Annotated in this window: 15 protein-coding genes; all 15 read left to right on the forward strand. The window is 33.0% G+C overall.

Annotated elements, in window-relative coordinates; genetic code table 11:
* Nucleotides 1-558: 558 nt before the first annotated feature.
* The gene (locus M2475_RS08630; RefSeq protein WP_277490908.1) at nt 559-3,324 is read left to right on the forward strand and encodes a hypothetical protein; all 2,766 of its coding nucleotides are present in this window, start codon (nt 559-561) and stop codon (nt 3,322-3,324) included.
* Nucleotides 3,318-3,860: a signal peptidase I gene (gene lepB, locus M2475_RS08635; protein ID WP_277490909.1), complete on the forward strand. Its 543-nt coding sequence runs from the start codon at nt 3,318-3,320 to the stop codon at nt 3,858-3,860. The genes M2475_RS08630 and lepB overlap by 7 nt, the downstream gene beginning before the upstream one ends.
* Before the next feature lie 19 nt (nt 3,861-3,879).
* Nucleotides 3,880-5,019, forward strand: coding sequence for an FctA domain-containing protein (locus M2475_RS08640; RefSeq protein WP_277490910.1), 1,140 nt, complete (start codon nt 3,880-3,882; stop codon nt 5,017-5,019).
* A 13-nt stretch (nt 5,020-5,032) separates the two neighbouring features.
* Nucleotides 5,033-6,010, forward strand: coding sequence for a class B sortase (srtB, locus tag M2475_RS08645; RefSeq protein ID WP_277490911.1), 978 nt, complete (start codon nt 5,033-5,035; stop codon nt 6,008-6,010).
* Nucleotides 5,973-6,614, forward strand: a complete 642-nt coding sequence (locus M2475_RS08650; protein ID WP_277490912.1) for an FctA domain-containing protein — start codon at nt 5,973-5,975, stop codon at nt 6,612-6,614. Before srtB ends, M2475_RS08650 begins: the two co-directional genes overlap by 38 nt.
* Nucleotides 6,615-7,051: 437 nt before the next feature.
* Complete coding sequence (locus tag M2475_RS08655) at nt 7,052-8,365, forward strand: sigma-70 family RNA polymerase sigma factor (RefSeq protein WP_277490913.1); 1,314 nt, start codon at nt 7,052-7,054, stop codon at nt 8,363-8,365.
* Nucleotides 8,366-8,620: 255 nt separating this feature from the next.
* Complete coding sequence (locus M2475_RS08660) at nt 8,621-11,881, forward strand: dockerin type I repeat-containing protein (protein WP_277490914.1); 3,261 nt, start codon at nt 8,621-8,623, stop codon at nt 11,879-11,881.
* A gap of 43 nt (nt 11,882-11,924) precedes the next feature.
* Nucleotides 11,925-13,451: a hypothetical protein gene (locus tag M2475_RS08665; protein WP_277490915.1), complete on the forward strand. Its 1,527-nt coding sequence runs from the start codon at nt 11,925-11,927 to the stop codon at nt 13,449-13,451.
* Nucleotides 13,452-13,538: 87 nt separating this feature from the next.
* Nucleotides 13,539-16,634 carry a bacterial Ig-like domain-containing protein gene (locus M2475_RS08670; protein ID WP_277490916.1) on the forward strand — a complete coding sequence of 1,032 codons (3,096 nt, stop codon included), beginning with the start codon at nt 13,539-13,541 and terminating at the stop codon, nt 16,632-16,634.
* A gap of 27 nt (nt 16,635-16,661) precedes the next feature.
* Nucleotides 16,662-17,882: a hypothetical protein gene (locus M2475_RS08675; protein WP_277490917.1), complete on the forward strand. Its 1,221-nt coding sequence runs from the start codon at nt 16,662-16,664 to the stop codon at nt 17,880-17,882.
* A 1-nt stretch (nt 17,883) separates the two neighbouring features.
* Entirely contained in the window at nt 17,884-18,063 is a 180-nt protein-coding gene (locus tag M2475_RS08680) for a hypothetical protein (RefSeq protein ID WP_277490918.1), read from the forward strand.
* Nucleotides 18,060-18,512 carry a hypothetical protein gene (locus M2475_RS08685; RefSeq protein ID WP_277490919.1) on the forward strand — a complete coding sequence of 151 codons (453 nt, stop codon included), beginning with the start codon at nt 18,060-18,062 and terminating at the stop codon, nt 18,510-18,512. The genes M2475_RS08680 and M2475_RS08685 overlap by 4 nt, the downstream gene beginning before the upstream one ends.
* A gap of 491 nt (nt 18,513-19,003) precedes the next feature.
* Nucleotides 19,004-21,355, forward strand: coding sequence for a formate C-acetyltransferase/glycerol dehydratase family glycyl radical enzyme (locus M2475_RS08690; protein ID WP_277490920.1), 2,352 nt, complete (start codon nt 19,004-19,006; stop codon nt 21,353-21,355).
* Nucleotides 21,318-22,265, forward strand: a complete 948-nt coding sequence (locus M2475_RS08695) for a glycyl-radical enzyme activating protein (RefSeq protein WP_277490921.1) — start codon at nt 21,318-21,320, stop codon at nt 22,263-22,265. The genes M2475_RS08690 and M2475_RS08695 overlap by 38 nt, the downstream gene beginning before the upstream one ends.
* An 11-nt stretch (nt 22,266-22,276) precedes the next feature.
* A complete protein-coding gene (locus M2475_RS08700) occupies nt 22,277-22,963 on the forward strand; it encodes a fructose-6-phosphate aldolase (protein ID WP_277490922.1) in 687 nt (228 codons plus the stop codon).
* Nucleotides 22,964-23,231 lie beyond the last annotated feature (268 nt).

Below are 23,231 nucleotides of genomic sequence, written 5' to 3' on the forward strand. Positions count from 1 at the left end.
TTCATTTTTAATACCTGCCTTTATTCCTGTATTGTATCAATCATTCTTACATTATTTTTGTACCATTAGGTATTCTTTGGTTGAATTAAGCGTAAAATAAAAAAATGAACGTTTTTGTGATATTTACCCACTAATATATGCTCAAAGCTTTTTTGATTATAGGTAGAAGCTTTTAAATGAAGGGCAATTTTATTTAGATAAACATGAAGGAGGGTAATAGATTTCAATATAATATTATATTATTAGCTCATGAAAAGGTTAAATGGTGCAGGAGCAGGAACCTGTATTTGACGGGAAAGAAAAGTATTATATTTGTATAAAACACATTAAAAGATGATGAAAAAAAAGATTGTTTTATAGTGTAATTTAATCAAGAGAAAAGACAACGTTTTACAAGTAATTATAAAAAATAAAAAGTTGAGAACTTTTCGCAACTTTCAAACGTCACTGAAAATAGAGGAAGGGAGATTGAATGGTATATTGAAGTATTACATAAATTGGTACTGCGAATGAATGTTTCAATATACTAGAAAGAAAGATGAGGGCGGTGAAAAATGAATGAAGAAAAAACCAAGTAAATGGCTAGCGAAACTAACATTTATTCTGTTAGTCACGTTTGTTGTCATTGGACAACTTACCATGAACAAACTTGGAGCGGAAGATAATTCTTCAGATACAAAGACGGAAGATGTTATGAAGGATGTTGATGAAAAGATATCGTTTAGATCGATACAGCCATTAATGTTTGAAGATGTTCCTATGTATTTGGAGGTGAATGGTGTGGTACAAGAAATCACAATATCTCCAGGTTTAGTATCGGACGCAGTAGAAAAATTGACACTAGAGGATGGTGTAAAATTTCAAAGAGCAGTACTTAGAAGGGAAGAAGGTGGAAACACCACGGAAGTAGATATTATTCGAGTGGGGAAGCTCGATGATGAAATCTATTATTCTCTAGCAAATCAACAGAATACAGGAATTTTATTAAAGGAGAATGAGAAATTAGTAATTGTGTGTAAGTCAGTATATGGCTTTACATACGAATATGATCCACTAAAGGGGAGTGTGAGTGGACCAGCGACAACATGGAAAGATGATGCAGTTGATATCCATGTAAAGGCTGAAAAATATCATCATATTAGTAAGATTGAATACATTGATAAAAACAATGTAGTTACTCAGGTATCAATAAGTGATAATAAGGATATGACTTTTTCAATACCTGCTAGCGCTTTAAATGGTGATATGAGAGTAAAAGCAGAGTTTCTATCAGATGCACTTTATACAATTACAGAAGCACCATCCGATGGAATCCAGCAAGGTGATTTATGTTTAAATGCAACCACAAGTGGTGAGTTCATTCCAAGTGTTACACCAGGGAGTACACAATCGTTTATGTTGTTTTCACAATCATGGACAGGTGGGGATGAATGGTATTTGAATATGTTAGCAATTAATGGCGAAAGTGTAGAAGTGCCATTGGTTTATGATATTGGGTCAACTACCACAACAACACTTAAAAACGGTTCAATTGTAACCATAGAGTTAACAGGTAAAGGTGCGAGCTTGGCTTGGAAGGCTGGCGATAGCAGTAAAAAGCGGTGCCTTTATGTAATCACGGTTAGTGATATTCAAGAAGATATGGTTTTAACTGGAAACTTTAAGCTTGGTGGAAAGCGTGAAATGATTATTCGTGACATGATTGGTATTTCGAAAGTGGGAGCTGCCAAACAAACAGTAGTAAGAAATGCATGGGTAAGTGGAACAGGTTATGATAATCCTGGGGATCACTTCTTCTACAACTTACAACCGAATGATGGGGATACTGTTTATGATGCATACTACAAGGAAAGAGATAATGTAGGAGATCCAGCACAAAGTTATAATATTTATTTATATACAGTGAAGCCAGGATACAATCCAAATACGGCAACTTATAGAGTTTATTATAATGGTGTGGAAGGAGATTATTCAAAGATTTTTCTAGCTTCTGGTAATGCTCAAGAGGTGGCAGCCAGTCTGGTAACAAATTATCGGCATTTTGATCCTTTTAAGAAGTTGGGAATCGCTGGTGGAGGAAAAATCAATGGTGATGGTTTCTTTGTCGAAGCAGCAAGAGAAGGATATACACATGTGTTTGCACTAAAAGAACATCCTGCAAATAATCAAGTTATTGATTTGAAAGCTACACCATATCAATATAATTTAATTTTTGATATGGATGGTGGTACCTATGCTAATACGGATTTAAATTTAGAAAAATACACATTGAATGGAACAACTGCAACGGAAAAGAAAAGTGATGGTTCACTTGTAACGTATACATTAGAACATGATACGGCAACTGCACATATGCCTGTTGTTGCACCTAAGAAAGAAGATTATTTCTTTAAGGGATGGAAGCTTTATAAAGATGGTGTAGCAGTATCAGATACGTTATATTCATTAGGTCAATCATTTGAAATTAATGAAGATACAATAGCTTATGCAAAAGGTGATTTAAAGTATGATGAAGGTCATACATTTACCTTCGTAGCACAATGGAGCAATGTATTAGATAGTACAGATACGGCAGAGTATGATGCATATTTTTATAAAGAAGATCCATTAAATGGAACTCATGTTCATGATGGTAAAAAGTATACTATCGTCAAAGAGATTAATGATTTTGGAACGGTTGGCGGAACAATCGTGGTATTAAATGATTTTCATCCAGGAAGTGATTATGAATTGAATAATGATTCAAAAGTTAAAATCGTAGGATTAAAGGATGAAACGGAAAGTGGTTATAAAGCACATAATCAAATTATTTATTATTATGATTTAATACCAAATAAACTTACCATTGAAAAAACGGTAAGCGGATCTTATGCAAATAGATCAACAGCGTTTGAAATAGAAATTCAATTGATAAATCCAGATAAGACGAATTTTAATGGAACAATTGATTATACAGGGAAAACAACACATGCAAACAATCAAGCTTTAGCAAATGGAACATTAACATTTATTGATGGAAAGGCATCAATTACTTTAAAGCATGGACAAAGCATTACTTTTGAAACTACTCCTGGAGTGGAATACAAAGTAATAGCAAAACCCTCTACAAGGGGATATGAATTTGCATATACAGGAACAGGAACGTGTACAAATGAACACGCGACAGGAACGTTGAGTGATGATCATGAAGTGTTGATTACGGGAACAAGAGATTATATCCCAGATATGGGAATTCAAGGTTCACCTTTGGTAGTAATATTCATGGGTGTTGTTGGACTTAGTGGCATCTTAGTTAAGATGATATATCGTAAAAGAAAATGTTAGCAATTAAAGAAAAAATAGAAAAACAGCGAGATCCAAATAAACAACCTACAGTATTACAAGATATTCTATATTTGTTTATTAAGATTATTGCAATTATTGGTATTTTTATCTTATTATTTACGCTTATATTTGGGATTCATCGCAATGCAAATGCAGATATGGATCCTGCAATCAAAGATGGTGATCTGATACTCTATTATCGATTTGATAAAAATTATACAGCTAAGGATTTGGTTATGTATGAGTATGATGACACGACTTATGTATCAAGAGTTGTTGCTGTAGCAGGAGATCAAGTGGATATCAATGAAGAAGGACTTATCATAAATGGTTCACTTCAACAAGAATACGATATTTATACAGATACTTTACGATATGCAACTGATGTTGAATTTCCTTTGGAAGTAAAAACAGGAGAAATCTTTGTATTAGGTGATAATCGAGAGCAAGCAAGCGATAGTAGAATTTTTGGCTCAATCAAGATAAAAAATACCTTTGGAAAAGTATTTATGATTATACGAAGAAGAAATTTATAAAAATATAATGGAGGACAATATGACAAAATTAAGAAAAGTATTATCAATAATGATGGTAAGTATTATGACATTTACACTTATTGCAGTTTCAACAGTGAACACAGCTGCAGCAAGTGATAGCAAGGAAGTAACAATTACAAAGACTTTATCAATTGCTGATGGTATTACAACACCAAGTGCAAGTTTTACCTTTGCATTTGCAGCAGATACAGCATTTGATGCTGCTACACCTGCGATTGCAAACAAAAGTGTGAATTTCACAAGTGCAGATGTAAAAGCAGCAAATACAAATGCAATTGAAAAAGAGACAACGAATATTTTCGCTGGAGTAACATATCCACATGCAGGAGAGTTCTTTTATACAATTAGTGAAACAGCTGGTACAACAGCAATTGAAAATGGAGAAATGGCATACGATACAAGCAAATATAGAATGCAAGTAATCGTTGCTGAAGACACAGATGGAACACTTTATATTAGCGCGGTAAATGTTGCTACATTAGATGATCAAAATAACGTTGATCAAAAAGTTGGTTCACAACCAAGTGATGATATTACTGGTGGAGAAACATTTAAATTATTTACAAATACCTTTACAAAAAATGGTGGTGCTGGTGTTGATCCTGGTGAAGAATTAGATTCAGCATTGACAATCACACATAAAGTAGCTGGAACAGCAGCAGATAAGTCAAAATATTTCACATATAATGTAACATTAACACAATCACCAACGGCAAGAGCTGCATTATCATATACAGGGAAAGTTGGTAGTACACCTTATACATTTACAACAGGTCAAGCAACAACAGTTACTTTAAAACATGGTGAAACAATTGATTTTGAGGTACTTCCAGCAGGTACAAAGGTTAGTGTAGTAGCAACTGGTGTGGATACATATACACCATCTTATGAATATATATCAAATGGTGGAGCAAAAGTTACACAAGCGGGTTCAAAAGCAACAACTTTAACGGCTTCTGACATATTAGTTGGTGAATATGAGAATACAATTGTATTTACACACACTCGTAATACAGAAGATATTCCACCAATGGGTATTGATATTAATAACTTACCATTTATATTGTTTATTTTAGTATCTATGGGAGGATTTGCTTTCTATATTGTTAATAAGAGACGCACAAGAACACAAGGTTAGTTAGAATAAAAAAATGAAACAAAGAAAACAACTTTTCGTTGAAAAGAAGCAATCAAAGCGTTTCATAGAAAGAAAGATCATTAAAGGGATACATGGAATTATAAATGCAAGTATATTTGTAGTGTTACTTTTATTGTTTATATATGGTTGTTATGCTTTATGGGATTCAAAGCAAGTAACGAATGAAGCACAGGCTATACAATATGAAGCATATAAGCCAAGCGAAGAAGATAATTTATCGTTTCAGGAATTACAGACGATAAATGATGAAGTATTTGGGTGGCTCACTGTTTATGGTACAAGGATTGATTATCCTTTTGTCCAAGCTGAAGACAATAAAAAGTATGTAAATACGGATAGCAAAGGAAAATATTCCATATCTGGTAGTATTTTCTTAGATTCAAGAAATAAACATGATTTCTCAGATTTTAATTCGATATTATTTGGGCATCATATGGTTGAATCAGCAATGTTTGGTGATTTGAGTAATTTCACTGATTCTATGTATTTTAAAGATCGAAAATATGGAAATATTTATTATAGTGGAAAAAATCATGGTATTGAATTCTTTGCATTTTTAGAAACAGATAGTTATGATAGTGTGATTTTTCAACCAGCAATTATAAACGATGATCAAAGACAAGCAGCATTAGAGTATATTGAGGTGAACGCGCTTCACTATCGTGATCTTCATGTTACAACAAAAGATCACATTGTGATATTGAGCACTTGTTCATCTGCATTAACCAATGGTAGATACATTTTGGTGGGACGGATTACCGACTCAACATATCCAGATTCTTTCAATCGTGCAAAAGATAATTTGTCTGAAAGTAATGTTGGAATATGGAATACATTTCTTCGTTTACCACTATGGGCAAAATTGGTTTTAGGAATATTACTTTTATGTATCGTATGGATGATCATTGAAAAAAGTAGAAAGGGTAATGGTGATGAAAACAGTTCAGGGAATAAAAAAGATACAGTGTAAATTTATTGTTTTAGTCATAGTGTTTTTGATATTACCTTTTGGTATCAAGGTGAATGCAGCAGAAAACGGTGTGGATGTAAATCTTCCTGTTGAGCAAATTTTTGAGGTTGAAAATGAAAATACAATTTCAAATGAGTTTAAGTATTGTCTGTTTGCAGTGACGGACAATGCTCCAATGCCAAAAAATAGTGGTCAAAAAAATTATATATTTTATTTGAAGGGAAACCAGAGGATAGATATAGAAGCGATTAATTATACACAAAGTGGAGTGTATGAATATGATCTTTATCAAGTCATAGAGGAAGAAAAAGGGGGCTATGTCTATGATAAAACAGTATATCGAATTATTGTTCATATTTCATACGATAGTCATAATGATTTCATTAGTGAGGTGACAATCGCTAATGAGAAGGGCTTAAAAGTGGATCGTGCAACATTTACTAATCAAGTGAGAATTAAAAATGCTGCAAGTGTTGCTAATACCATGTCGAAGCCAAGTACAGGAGATAATACGGATATATCTGCATGGTATGTCTTAATGTCGATTTCAAGTGTATTTATCTTTTTTGGAATATGGGAAAAAAGAAAAAAAGCGAAGATATGATGTAATCTTTGAAATTATTTGAAGGAATATGAAACTTAGTATCTAATGTGTGAGAAACATCTTTCATACATTAGATATAAGATGGGCTGGTGTATATTTATTGCACCAACGCATCTTATATCTACAAAAACTAAGAAAAATAATGAAGTTTTTTGAAGGTTTCTTGTAATATGGGCTTTTTTATGCGATATTAATATTAAGAAATGTATATAAAAGCAGCATAATAAAAAAATATAATTAGTTAAATTGCATAATTGGCTTGGGAAGGCACACTATAATTATGCGGAGGGCAACTTTATCTTTTATATTTTTTTGTTATCTGCTGTTTCACTATTCTTGTTTTTTTAGGGTAGTGAGCGAGCTTTTTGATTTTAGTATCCCGTATGACTAAGCCCTCTTATGAAACCATAATTTATAATTTATCAGGAGGGCGAAATATGAGTGGATTAAAAGCGGAAGAAATTCAAAAATTTATTGATGGTGATGATACGGTATATCCTAAGATTTTTGCTGTGTATAAAAACAAAGTTAATTATATGGCCATCAAAATTCTTCGTAATGAAGCAGATTGTGAAGAAGTAGTGCAAAATACGTTTATTAAAGTATTCGAAAAAAGAAAAGATTTAAAAGATGCGAGTGCATTTAATACATGGATCTATCGAATTGCATACAATGCTAGTTTAGATTTATACAGAAAGAATAAACGTAATTTAAGTAGTGATAATCATGATGTAGAAGAATTATCAGATTCTACAAGAGATACAAATTATGAAGTTAAAAAACATACGATTTTGGAGTCTGTTCGTTTACAAATCGAAAGTTTACCAAAAGAGCTAAAAGAAATCTGTGATCTATGGTTTCTTTCTGGATGTAGCTTGGAAGAAATTTCAGGTATTTTAAATGTGCCAAAAGGTACGGTTAAAAGCCGTTTACATCGTGCACGAAAACAACTACGTTCTGATTTGCAGAGGCAAGAGATAACCCCCAGGACGTTTTTAACGTTGTCGTTTCCAACCTTTGCATACCGGATATATGTTTCTATGATTGAAACACATAAGATTACAGCAGCATCAGGTGCTAGAATCATGCGAAAGATTGAGGAAGCTACCAACGTCTCTGTAGATGCACTGGCATCTGCAATTGGAAATAATTCACTTGGAAGAGCAAGTATTGGAACTTTTGTATTACTTTCATCTTTGCTACTTGGAGGTTTGGGAGCAGCAGGCGTGATGAATCCTACAGATACATCGGCAAAAAATATTACAGAAGTGATGTATCTAGATGAGATAACGAATAAGAATTTACAAATTGGGATAATCTTTGATGGGACGATTAAGGCAAAGGATGTCAAAGTAACTCTTAATGGCAAGAAGATAAAGCTTGATGTTGTTGACAAAGATCGGTGTACTTTTATAGCTAGTGAAAATGGGCAGTATGTAATTAAATATAAGAATTCCAATGAAGAAATTGAAATAAAGAATATTGATAAATCAGCACCTGTTTTATTAGGGATATCGGCAGATGATGGATTAATTAGTTTAAGTGCAGAAGATAATCATTCAGGGATTGACTTTGAAAAATCTTATGTAGAAGCAGGCGATAAAAAAATATCATTAGTAAAGATTGATGAGAAGAATTTCTATTTAAGTGATGCATTAGAAAAAGATGCGACAGTGAGGTTTTATGATATTGCAGGGAATTATGAAACTTACAAAATAAATGTTGAAAAAAAGATTAGTAGTACAGAATAGCAATATAAAAATTTATAATATATACAAAATGAGGGCGGCAAAAAATTTATAAAAAAGGATTTTCGCTTTTGATGATGATCCTTTTTATTTTTGGAATTATATTACCTTTCTAGTCTTAAACGCTTTATTTATGCAGTAATATTGAGTTTTTATGAAAGTATAAATAGGTGGAAAATAATAAGATAAGACGAATTTATTTTTTTGAGAACTTTTCATAAAATGCGGTCGTCCCTAAAATAGAGAGGAGAATTGGATATGAAAAAAGTTATATCTAGCTTACGTAAATTTGGTTTAGGTTCTTTAGCTTTTTGCATGGCACTTGGAATGGCATTAACGAATATTAATGCAATTGATAGTAGTTCTGAGATAAGTGTAAAAAATGAAATTACTTATAACGATGATAAAGCGCAAGCGACAATTCATTTAGATGTGGCACAAGAAAACGAAAATGTTGAAGTGAGTAAAGTGTTAGATCCAAATGAAAATGAAATGAGTCTTGATGACTTAAACTATGTAGTCGATAACAACGCTACTTATACATTTAAAGTAGAGTATCGTATGGAGGATAGTCAAGACCTTCAGACATATGACTATGAAGTTATTGTAAATGACATTATAGACGCAACAAGCAAGGGCGAGATATCAAGAGGGGCGCTAAGAAGTGATATTAGCACAAGAGCTAATATTCTTGGAGACAATGAGTATATTGTGTATACTCTTGATGAATTAAAAACATATGCTGAAATACCAAATGCAACAGTTTATTTTGGAGCGGATATTATTTGGGCATCTGGTACATCTTCAGATAAGAGTATTTCTATTGCAGAAGGTGTAACGATTAATGGAACTGATCCTAGAACAGGTATTCGTCATAAATATAGATACGATACAGGTAGTTCAAAATGGGAAGGTTTCCAACTTCGTCAAGATGATAGAAAAGTAACATTCAGTGATATTGATATTGAGGGAACTGGAGGATATGGTGTAGCAAATGGACATGATTATCGAAGAGTAGTAGTAACATTCCATAATGTGAATTTCAAAGGTTCAAATGCTCAAGGATTCTATGCTCCAAAAGGTGGAAAACTGATTATGTCAGGAGATACTACTTGGACACAAAAAGGAACAAATCCATATTCAGAAGAGTTTGCAGAAATTACAAACTTAGAATTTGCAGAAGGTGCAAATGTGACAATTGATCATGAATCAAGATTAGGAAAGAGTTACAATTCATTCTTCTATGCTTCTTACAATGATGATAAATATAAACATATTGACATTACAGTAGGAAAGAACGCAAAGGCAACAATCAAATCAAACAAAGGAATTTTTGCTGCAAATGCAAATGGTGGAACACACTCAATTACAGTAAATGAAGGTGCAAATTTTACGATTGATCAAACAAACAATACAGACAATGAATGTCAGTTAGCAAAACCTGGTAACAATTCACCAATTTACATTAGAGTAAAAGATGAAGGTACATTCAATTTCTATTCCAACACAAAAGCAGGGTATGGAATGTTGAATACACAACAAGAAAGTGCAATCAATGTTGATGCAGGTGGATCAATCCGTGTTATTAACTATGGTAAAGGTGGAGCTGTCGGTGCAAACAGTACAGCAACATATATCAACCTTGATACACCTAAATATGCAGAATTTACAAGTCAATCAACATTTCCATTAGAAATGATGACAAGGGGTGGCGGAAATGTAACAGCAAGCAATGCTGTTGTATTAGCTAGTGCAGATAACAAAGCATACTATAACCTAGGTTATGTACATAACATTGCAATGAACCATAAAAGTAGTAGTAACACTTTAGTTGGTGTTAATCCTACAACTTGGACTGGTGCATATACATATACAGCAATGCAAAATGGACTTAAGAGTTTAGTGTTTAGAGGGGTTTCGATTGAAATTCAAGAACCTGTAAAAGATACTGATTCAATTGTGAATGTGAAAACAGAACCAAATGCGAAAGTAACAATTACAGGGACATATGAAGATGGAACACCTTGTGAATTAACAAAAGTAGCAGATGAAAACGGGGATGTTCAATTTGATTTAGGAGATAAAACACTAAAAGGTGGATCTGAATTATCTTCTAAAGCAACTGTAAATAACGATATTGAACTTATTGGAAATACAGTAATTGTAGAAAAAACTCCAATTGAAGAAAAAGTAACGCTTACTGCAGAAGATGCATTCCTTCACCGTGATGATGCGAAAGCATTAGCTAATGTTGATGGATTAGCATACTACAACAAAGCAAAAGCAGTATTATGGAATAACACAGAAGATACACCTAGTGCATCATGTGCAGACTACGACAAGATTAAAGCAGGTGTAATCGGTGTTTACGATGTGACATATTCTTATACGTTACATGAAGAAACAATTACAACAACAGCTAAAATTATTGTTCACAATGGAGTACCAACACCAGATGGTGAATATGTATTGACAGCTTCAGATGGATTGATTTCTGAGAGTGAAGCGAAAGCTTTATCTGGAAAAGAGTATAGTTCACTTCGTTCATACAACAAAGCTACAGCTTTCAATAAGAAAGGTGAGCAATTTGAGGTAAGTACATTTGTACAACCAGGAGACTGGATGAGTATTACAGATGGAAAAGTTGGATCTTATAGAGTTTTCTACTCATTTGGTGAAGGCGATAACTTAGTTCAAAAAATAGTTAAGATAACAGTATATGAAGATGGTGGTATCTTATCACCAGATGAAGATTTTGTTCTTCATGCATTTGATGCTTGTATCTTAAAAAGTGAAGCAGAAGGATTAAATGTAAAAGAAGATTTAATTCCATATAACCGAGGAAAAGTAACATTGGCAAGTGGAGATATTTTAGCGCCTAATGTGAAAGCAGATGATTTCGCAACGATTAAAAGTGGAACACTTGGAAACTATGATGTGACTTATAGTTATGGAAGTGAAAATAATGCAGTTAGCAAAGACGTAATCGTTAGTGTTAAGAAGAATGGTGGAATTGTTTCACCAGAAAGAGATTTTGTTCTTTATGCGGAAGATGGAGAAATCTTACAAACCGAAGCAGAAGGTATGGAATCAGAAACAGACGTATTAGATATAGTGAATGGATATGTTGAATTTGTAGATGGAACTACAGTAGCACCAGATATTTCAGTGGAAGACTTCGATAAAGTACAAGCTGGAAAAGATGGTGATTATAAAGTTACTGTTAGCTACGATGGTGTTGAAAAAGAAGTAGAATTGACACTAATTCAAGAATATGAAGCAAGGTATTTATTTGATTATAATAATGATGGAAAAGTAAATAGTGTAGATTATGTATATTTCAATGATTTATTTAATAATCCAGATACTGTAACAGAACAAGATTTATTACTTTCTGATGCAAATGGAGATGGATATATAGATATGGTTGATTTAGGTATGGTTCACTATTATTTAAACAATCCACAAGCAAAATTAAAAGAAATTAGAATACCAATTGATTTACTTAAAAAGAAATAATGAAGAAAGGAGATTGTTTATTTTATAAATAAACAAACACGATATGAAATTAAAATTTATTAAAAAAGGATTTAAGAAAATCGCTGCTCTAGGGTTAGTGATGGCTGTGTTGATTCCTATTGTTGGGAATGTTACTTCTTCAATAACAGCAGCTCAAACACCTTCATTTGACGTAGAGCCTACGATTACAATTACAAGAAATGATGGTGGTGGACTATATTATGGAACACACGAACAAGAAGAAAGTTATGTAGATAATGGAAAACAATATTACCGTGATGGAGATATTATTCAAGTAGAAGTATCTTTACCGCAAGGACATGGGTCATCAGCAGTATTTAATGTTGTGAAATATGATAATGAAAAATTACAATTATTATCAACAATGGATCATATTAAATATTCAATGGCTTCAAATTATATGAATGCAGGATGGGATCCAGCAGTTGGATACTATGAAGGAGAGACAAACCAAATCTCAACAATATCAACAGGACCTGCAAATGAATTTGAAGGTGGAAATATTGCTGTAATGTATTTTAAAGTTAAACCTGGAGTTGAAAGTACAAAAGGAACAGATATTACATTCGAATTTCCAAACTTTAATAGTGCAACAAGAATTGAAGGGGAAAGAATGCCTGTTAATAACCATAAAGGTTTTATAGCAGGAGATGAATCAACATATGAATATCACCCTGAATCAATTACAATTCAAGCGAAAACACCTTCTGCTCCTGAACCAGCAGTAAAACCTACATTGGAATTAACTGCTAATACAGTAACAGTTTATGAAGGAGATATTGTAAACCCTAAAGATTACATAAAAAAAGCAAGCTGTACAAGTGATGCAAATGTTAATAAAGATAGTGTTGTAATTACTGGTGGAACTGATGAAACAGGAAAACATCAACCTGTAGCAGGAAACTATGAATTTACATATAAAGTAACAAATGCATCAAATGAAACAACAGAAAAAACATTGAAATTAAATGTTTTAGAAAGAACATACACTGTAAAATCAGTAGAAACAGCTGGTCAAGGATTGAATATTCCTGCTGGAACAACAGATGCTGAATTCGAAGAAATTCTTGAAGGTCTTTTAGGTAAAGAATTTGTTGTTAATGTAGAAGGAAATGATGGATCTAAGTTTAAAGTTAAAGGAACTGTTTTCGGTGGAGAAACTGATGAATACGAAATTGATGGAAATGATGTTTTAACAACACAAACATTTAATATGAAATTAGATTTATTATTGCCAGCAGTAGTATATAACGAAAATGGTGAAAGAGAAATCGTTTCATTACTTGGAAGAGCTGGTTTTGCTAGTTTAATCGATGATGGAACAGCAGAAGCAGTAATTAAAATTAGAGTTGGTGCAGGTTCAACAACACCAGGAAATGATTCTACAGGATCAAATAATGGATCTACAGGTCATGCATCAATTGCTGCAGGTAATTCTGGAGCAGGAACAGATACAGGAGATACTACAAACACAGCAGGATTTATGACATTATTGGCATTATCTGGACTTGTATTGGTAGGAACTAAATTAAGAAAAACATATCGCTAATTTATAGCAGAAAGAAAAGCATTTGAAAGTGGTGAGAAAAGGAAGTCTGGACACTCCTTTTCCATTGCTTTTCGAGAAAGGACATTTATGAAAAAGATTATCATGAAAAGTCTTGTTCTTCTGCTAGCAATTACAACTATATTACCAATGAGTGGTATTACGGTTGCAGCAGCGGAAGGAATAAAGACAGATATTACCATTACACGTAATAACGGAAATGGTGCTTATGGGGAACATACGCATCCATCATACGTTGAAGATGGTGTTCAATATTATCGTGAAGGCGATATTATTGAATTGGATATTGCATTGCCTGCAAATCATGGGGCATCAGAACTTTGGAACGTAGTAAAGTATGATCCAACACAAGTAGCAGTTGTATCAACAAAGCTAAATGTTCAAAGTACGCTTGGTGATAATTATCGGGCAAAGGGTTATGAAGCTAATACAAATTTAGCTTATCAAGGAACACAGGGATTAATATCAACTACGATTGTGCGTACATTCTATGGAAATGATGCACCTGATTTTGATACAGCTGGAGGAACAACAGCTAAAATTTATTTTAGAGTTCTTAATGATGTGGAAACAGTAGAAGGAACAGAAATTACATTTGAATTTCCAATTTTCCAAGCAATCAGTAGAACTAGTATTACCGATTATGAATTTATACACGAAGGATTTGATGCGAATCGTTATGCGGAAACAAGAACTGTAAGTTTAGAATCACAAACGATTATTGCGAAAAAACCAACGGTTGATTTTATTGCAGAGGATGGATTCATTACACGTAGTCAAGCACAAGCAATTGGTGAAAGTGCAGATTTAAAACCTTATAACTTTGTTAGTGCTACAGCAAGTGATGGACAAGAAGTGGCAGTAAAAGCAACAACAAGTAGTTTAGATACAATTAAGGCAGGAACATTGGGAACATATGATGTTACTTATTCATATACATTTGAAGGAACACCAATGTCAAAAACAGTAAAACTTACAGTTGTTGAAAACGACGTAGTTATTTCTGAAGATAGAACGGTAGCTTTAAGAGCGGATAGTGTTATCTTGACACAAACACAAGCAAAAGCCTTATCTGCAAAAGAAGCATTGCTTCCATTAAATAATGTATTTGTATACTTATCAAATGGAACAACAGCAACAGCAAATGTTGATGTACCAGAGTTTGATAAGATCAAAGCAGGTACAATTGGTACATATAATGCAACATATTCTTATGGAATAGATAAAAGTTTTGCATCAAAAACAGTAAATGTAGTTGTTGTAAAAGATGGATCTGACATAAGCGATAATAAAAAAGTTTCCTTATATGCAAAAGATGGTTTTATTAGAGAGTCACAAGCAAGAGCATTGTCACTACGTTCAGCCGTAGCACCATATAACAGTGCTGTAGTAACATTAGCGGATGGATCAACTACAACTCCAACAACAGAAATTGAAGCAAATGCTTGGAATAAGATGAGAGCTGGAACATTAGGAACATACAATGTATATTATCACCATGGAACAGGTGATAGTGAAGTTGAAATGAATGTGAAAGCTACGGTTATTTCAGATGATGCAGTTGTTTCAAAAGATGAAACAGTTAGTTTAGTAGCGGATGATGTTGATATGTATCAAGAAGATGCAAAAGCGCTTGGTAAAGTGGATGATTTAATTGATTACGCAAATGCTGAAGTAACACTATCAGATGGTACAAAAGTAGCACCTAGTGTAGAAACAGATGATTTTGATAGTATCAAAGCTGGAATCATTGGTGAATATGAAGTTACATTTAAATATGGTGAAGGTGATAGTGCTGTTGAAAAGACAGTAACAATTACAATAAAAGAAGATTTAAGACATTTAATCTCAGCTACAGATAACTTTATTACTCAAAGTAAAGCACAAGAATTAACTTCAAAAGAAAGTTTACGTGCAGTGAATTCAGTTAGTGTAACAGACTATAATGGTGTTGACCAAGATGCAGTTGTAACAACAAGTGACTTTAATACAATTAAAGCAGGAACTTTGGGAAGCTACATAATTACTTATAGTTATGGTACAGGAACAAAAGAAGTTTCAGTTACTGCAAAAGTAAATGTTATTCCTGATGATTCTATTGTTGATGGTGATGTAAGTTTATATGCAAGAGATAAAGCGATTACAGTAACACAAGCAAAAGCATTGAATACGAAAGAAGACCTAATTCCATATAATGAAGCATCTGTAAGATTGCTTGATGGAACTACACCAGCACCAAGTGTTGCAGTTTCTGTAGGCGATTGGTCATTGATAAACAGTGGTAAAGAAGGTTCTTATAATGTTACTTATAGTTATGGAACGGTTTCAAAGACAGTAAAGATTACAGTTGTAAAAGATGGCTCTGAAGAGTCTGAAGACAAAACAGCAACATTATATGCGAAAAATGCTTTTATAACCGTATCAGATGCAAAAAAAGTTAGCAATAAGACGCAATTGATTCCATACAACAAAGCAGAAGTAGTATTGGCGAGTGGTGATAAAAAAGTGCCAGATGTGACGATATCAAATGATGATTTATTAGCAATTAGTGCAGGAACAATTGGTGGCTATAACGTACTTTATTCATACGGTAGTGGAAAACAACAAGTACAAAAAATGGTAAAAATAGTTGTAATTGCAGATGATCCGATAATTTCAGAAGATGAAAGTGTTGCGTTGAGTGCAAATGATGAAGAAATTGATGATGCAGCTGCTAAGAAATTAACAAGTAGAAACGAATTGATTGATATTAGTAATGCAGTGGTTACTTTCGATGATGGAACAACACAAGCACCTACATTAGCGGTTGCTGATGAAGATTGGGATGCAATACGTTCAGGGAAATTAGGTACATATTCATTAACATATTCTTATGGTACATTAGGAAATAAAGATTATGTTACAAAAACAGTAAGTTTGACAGTAGTGAAACTTACAGAAGACCGTACTTTATTTGATTACAACAGAGATAATATAATTAATAGTGTGGATTACATGTATTTCCATGAGTTATTCAATAATCCTCAATTTGTGACACCAACAGATGTATTGTTGTCTGATGCAAATGGTGATGGATATATTGATATGGTTGACTTAGGAATGATTCATTATTATGTGAACAATCCAAAAGTAAAACCTCCAACTATTAAAGTACCAATAGGTTAAAACATTTTTAAAGAAAGGGCGATTCATATGAAAAAAAGATTTATAAAACTAGCAATAATAATTTTTACTATATCAATAACTATACCACCCAAAATAAATATCTCTGCAGAAGTAAATAAGAACTTAGTTGGAGATCAAAATTGGGTTAACAATGAAACGCCTATTTCTAAGCTGGGAGCCTTAGTCGAGAAATCGACTAGGGTTCTTAGTGCAAATGTTATGAATCACAATGTAGCGAATTCAAGAGCATTAACACCGTCATTTGATGTAGCACCGATTGTTGAAATATCAAGAAATGATGGTGGCGGTGTATATGGTAGTCCAAAATATGATAGCTATGTAGAAAATGGGACACAGTATTATCGAGATGGTGATATTATACGTGTAAAAATATCTTTACCTGCTGGTCATGGATCGACAGGTTACTCTAATGTGATAAAATACGATTCATCCAAATTACAGTTGGTGTCGGATTTTAATGCGATTAGAAGTTCTATAGGGAAAAACTATACAGGATGGGATGCATATGCAGCATATTATAGTGGGGATAAAAACTGTATTCGTCATTATGCTGTTTCACAATCACAAGAATATCAAGGTGGACAAGTGGCAACCCTTTATTTTAGAGTTCGAACAGGTACGGAAACAGAAGGTGGAACAAATATGGTATTTGAATTCCCAATGTTTCAATCAACAACAAAATTGGCTGGGGATGAATATCCAATAAAAAACCATCGTGGTTATAATGCAGGTGATCCATCAACTGAATATATGACAGTGGGAAGTGTTTCTATTCAGTCCAAGAAACCGTCAAATAACGGAATTGGGACGAACCCTTCTCAACCAGAAAAGCCAGGACCTGGAAAACCATCTATCACTCCAGGGATAAATACAGATAAAGAAAAAGTTATCAATGAAAATTTTACTCCTGAACAACTTGAAAAAATAGCTGAAATTAGTAGCAAGTATCTGTATTCACTTGATCGTCTTTCAAATGGAATTTATGGTCTTGATGAATATGATTCAATATTAAAAGATTTACGTTCAAAAGGTAATACATCTTCTGGGGTACGTTATAAAAAATCATCTTTTGATAACAAAGGAATCATGGGTAGTAAGAATAGCATATCAAGCGGTTCTTCAAATTACTATATGCTTTTCTTATTGTTGAGTATTTTGGTTGTAATTATGACGTTATCTTATGATTATTATGAAGATCGTAAATTAAAAGAAAAGTTGGAGGACTAATATGGCTACATTATATTTAATAATATCAATTATCATATTTATATGTACTTGTTTCTTTTGTTTTATATACTTACGAAGAAGAAATGCAATGCGTCGTGAAGCATTAGCGATTTATGAAGAAGTGCAAAGACATCAATGTATAAAATCATCTAGTTCAAAACCATTGGAAGAACGTGTATGAAAAAAATAAGTATAGTTATAGCAATGATGCTTTGCATTCTTATCGGATGTGAAAGTAATGAAGAAAAAAAGACCGTATGTGAAAATTTGCAAATTGAAGATTCTGCAATTAGAGAACAACATCAGATTTATTATATACAGGATGAAGTTAGTAAAATTGAAATGACCAATACATTTGATCTAACAAAAACTAGTATTCAAGAAAATTCTTTAGATTCATATAAAGAAAGTATGGAAGCGCGATATAAAGGTGCAAAAGGAATTACCTATTCTTTTGAATCTAACGATAATGATTTCAAAGAAATCCTTGTTTTTGAGATTAGTGATGATAATTTAAAAGGTACTTTGATGCAAAATTTATTACTTACATATTATGGAGTTGAGGATAATAATCTTGATGCAAAGACGATTATCAAGCATTTAAAAGACAAAGGAATGAAGTGTAAATAGTGATGTATAAAGAGTATTGATATCAATACTCTTTTTTTGCTTTATATAGAGTTCAATAATTCCAGAAAAGTGCAAAAACTACCACCTCAATATACACCAATCATAAAATATATTATAATGTAGGTGAAAGGAAGGAGAGGACTAGAATGGTAAGAAATTTATTTTTTAATATGAGTGAAATAGTGGAATACAATAAGTCTATACTCCTTATGGTGGACAAAAGCCGTATTTCCTAATTCTTCGTTAGTAGCGAAGTAAAAGATAAGTATATGAGAAGGATGAGTATTATTATATAACACATTGAAAATCAAAACGGTATATAAGAGCATAATAAGAAATGATTCATTCTTTTCATATCAAAGAGGCCTACTTGAAAAAGTAGGTCTTATTTTTTATTAAAACAATAAAAAACAATAATAAATACTTTGACAACAATAAAAACTAATATATAATATAAATGTAAAAGATTAATTATTTATTGGAGGTACTTTATGGAGCTAAAACAGAGTAGTCGAATTGCTATTTTAAAAGAGAAAATGCTTTCGCAAAAACGGTATGTAAGTATTGAGCAAGCAAAAATCATTACGGATGTTTATAAGCGAAATGAGAATAAACCAATGATATTAAAGAGAGCATTGGCTTTAAAAGAAGCGCTTGAATATATTGAGATAGGAATTGAACCAGAAGAACAAATTGTTGGTAATCGTACAAAGGGAGTTCGCTCAGGAGTAGTGTTTCCTGAAGGTGGCTGTTCTTGGGTAGATAGGGAATTGGAAACCTTGCCTAAAAGACCACAAGATAAATTTCATGTTCATCCAGAGGATATTCAAACCTTTAGAGAAGTAATATTACCATATTGGCAAGGAAAATCATTAGAAGATGTAATTGCATATCGTGGTGGTGAACAGATAACTGCGATTTCAAAGGTCGCGAAAATTAATCAAACGGATCATGCACAAGGGCATATTTGTCCCAATTGTGAGACGTGGTTAGAAAAAGGGCCGGCAATTTTAAAGGCAGAGGCATTAGCTAAAATAGATAGTGCACCAGCTGAGCAAAAGGATTTTTATGAAAGTATTGTGATTGTAATGGATGGTGCAATCATGTTTATGCAAAGATATCGTGATTTATTAAAAGAAACAGCAAGTAGGGCTGAGAATAAAGGATATAGAGAAGATTTACTTAACCTGTCAGGTATTTGTGATCGACTGAGTAAATACCCTGCACAGAGCTTCCATGAAGCTGTACAATCAGTTTGGTTTTTGTTTGTAATTTTACAGATGGAATCAAATGCTTCTTCTTTCTCTCCGGGACGAATGGATAAATTTTTATATCCATATTATCGTAATGATATTGATCATCACATAATAGATGATCAGCAAGCTTTAGAACTCATAGAATCGATTTGGCTAAAGTTTAATCAAATTGTGTATTTACGAAACAAAAGTGGGGCGAAATATTTTGCTGGTTTTCCGATTGGCTTCAATATTGCTATTGGTGGATTGGATGAAAAAGGAGAAGCTTATGAAAATGAATTATCTTATTTGTTTTTAAAAGCACAAGAACACTTAGGGTTGCCTCAACCCAACCTTTCGCTGAGATTGAATCATAAGACAAGTGATAAACTATTAAAAGCATCTATTCATGTTGTTGCCAAGGGAAGTGGAATGCCACAGTTTTTCAATGATGAATGTATTGTTCCTGGAATGATTGATTTAGGAATTGAGAAAAAAGATGCTATGGACTATGCGATTGTAGGATGTGTAGAACTAACAACCCAAGGAAACAATTTAGGTTGGAGTGATTCTGCTATGTTTAATTTTAATAAAGCATTGGAATTAACTCTAAATCATGGAACCTGTTTGATTACCAATCAAAAGTTGGCACCAGATTTTGGTGGTTTAGAAATCTATGACACTTACGAAGCATTAGAAATAGCATTTGAAAAGACCATTGATTTTTATATGGAACAGATGATTGCATGTTGTGAAATTGTTGAAAAAGCTCATATTGATATTCTTCCTTCACCGTTTCTTTCTTCAGTGATTGACAATTGTATGGAAAAGGGAGTTGATGTAACAGCAGGAGGAGCAAAATATAATTTAAATGGAATTCAAATGATTCAAGTAGCAAATCTAGCTGATTCACTTGCAGCATTAAAAAAACTTGTCTATGAAGAAAAACGAATTCAAAGAAAAGCTTTATTAAATGCATTACAAACAAATTTCGAAAATAATGAAATCATGCGTCAAATATTACTAAACAAGGTAGATAAGTATGGAAATGATGTAGAATGGGTAGATACATTAGGTATCACATGGGCAAAGAAGTTTAGGAATAAATTACGTTCATTCAAAAATTATCGTGGTGGTGTTTATCATACAGGTATGTATACAGTAAGCGCCCATGTTCCTATGGGAGAAAATGTAGGAGCTAGTCCAGATGGGAGGTTCTCACAAACACCTTTAGCAGATGGGGGGATGTCAGCTGTATATGGAAGGGATACAAAAGGTCCTACTGCGGTGTTTAAATCTGTGTCTAGGATAGATAACGATCTAACAACCAATGGTGGGTTGTTGAATATGAAGTTTTTACCAACGTTCTTCAAACATGATACAGGCATTGATAAATTTTCATCATTTTTACGTTCATTTGTTGATTTGAAAATTCCTCATGTGCAGTTTAATGTTGTTTGTAAAGAAGATTTATTGGCTGCCCAAGAGCATCCAGAACAATATCGTTCATTGACGATTCGAGTTGCTGGATATACAGCATACTTCACGGAATTGGCAGGGGAATTGCAAAATGAAATCATTGCAAGAACAAGTTATGAAGATATCTAATAAGTGTGGAACGGTGTTTGATATTAAACGTTTTGCTACGCATGATGGTGAGGGAATTCGAACAACTATTTTCTTAAAAGGGTGTCCATTAAACTGTGTTTGGTGTCAAAATCCAGAAGGTATTCAAAAGCAACGTCAAGTTTTATATTTGAAGCGTAAATGTATTAAATGTGGACTTTGTGTAAAAGCTTCTACACATGGAGGCATAAAGATGACAAGTGATGGTATTCTTTATGAACGTAATATAGAGGAAGATTGGGATCATATTTTATATCTTTGTCCAACTAATGCGCTTCACTTTGATAGTAGAGAATATACGCTTACAGAAATCATGAATGAAATAGCAAAGGATCAAGTATTTTATAAGCATAATGGAGGCGTTACCCTTTCGGGTGGAGAACCTTTGTATCAATTTGATTTTGCTTATGCAATTGCTAAAGAATGCAAAGCAAAGGGAATACATGTCGCTATTGAAACAACCTTAGCTATCGACAAAGAAAAATTACAACAGATAGTACCTTATTTGGATCAGATATATGTAGATTTAAAAATTATGGATGATAAACAACATCGCACATATGTAGGAGCTGGTAATAAGCAGATACTTGCAAACATTTCATATTTATTAACATCAGAATATAAAGATAAGGTTATCATTAGAACACCACTTATTCCCAAATTGAGTGCTACAAAAACAAATATTAAGCAAATTTCAAAATTTATAAGTAATTTGGATTCAGAAGTAAGGTATGAATTATTGAATTATAATCCATTGGCAAAAGCTAAATATGAATACCTTAATCAACCATATTGTTTTGATCAAAATCCAGACCCCTTTACCCAAAGTGAGATGGAATCGTATTATGAACTAGCAAGAAGTAATGGAATAAAACATATAATTGTAGAATAAAAGGAGATATTATGAAATTATTAATTGATAATGCAAATATAGAGGACATTAAAAGAATATATGAATATTATCCAATGGATGGTGTAACATGCAATCCAACTATTTTATTGAAGGAAGGAAAGAATCCGTATAAGATATTAAAAGAAATCCGTGAATTTATTGGAAGTGATGCCCAATTACATGTGCAAGTAATATCATTAGTAGCAGAAGAAATGGTGAAAGAAGCGCATCAAATTCAAAAAATATTAGGAAAGCATACATTTATTAAAATCCCAGTGATTCCAGAAGGTCTAAAAGCGATAAAGCAATTGGCTAGTGAAGGGGTAAATGTCACAGGAACGGCGGTTTATTCACCCATGCAGGGGTATTTAGCGGGCAAAGCAGGAGCGAAGTATGTAGCGCCATATGTAAATCGAATTGATAATCTTGGTTACAATGGTATTGCTGTTGCGAAACAAATTCATGATATGCTAAAAGATACCAATATAGATTGTGAAGTAATAGCAGCTAGTTTTAAAAATGCTCAACAGGTAATTGAATTATGCGAGTATGGAGTAGGGGCTTCAACTATATCTGCAGATGTGGTCGAAGGGCTTATAAAAAATGACACAATCAATGCAGCAGTGGATGTCTTTGTTAAAGATTTTGAAACATTGTGTGGAACCCATGCAACCATGCTTACTTGTCTTGATGATTAAAAACTTTCAAAAAAAATTGACATTACAATCGTAATCGATATATAATTTGTATAACAAAAGAAAACGCTTTCACCTACAACAAGGTGAGAGAGTGAGTATGTTACTGGAATGCAGGCAGACTCAAACTGTATGAAAAGCCTTTTTTCTGCGGTTTGAGTTTTCTTTTTGTAAGAAAGGAGCTAACTATAAGGAAGTCAAGCAATATTGACCAACTTTAAAAAGTTTTTAAAGATCTTTGAAAAGTGAATAAGTGTACACTGAAAATAAC

Origin of the sequence: Breznakia sp. PF5-3 (genome assembly GCF_029504745.1) — a bacterium.
Lineage (GTDB): Bacteria > Bacillota_I > Bacilli_A > Erysipelotrichales > Erysipelotrichaceae > Breznakia.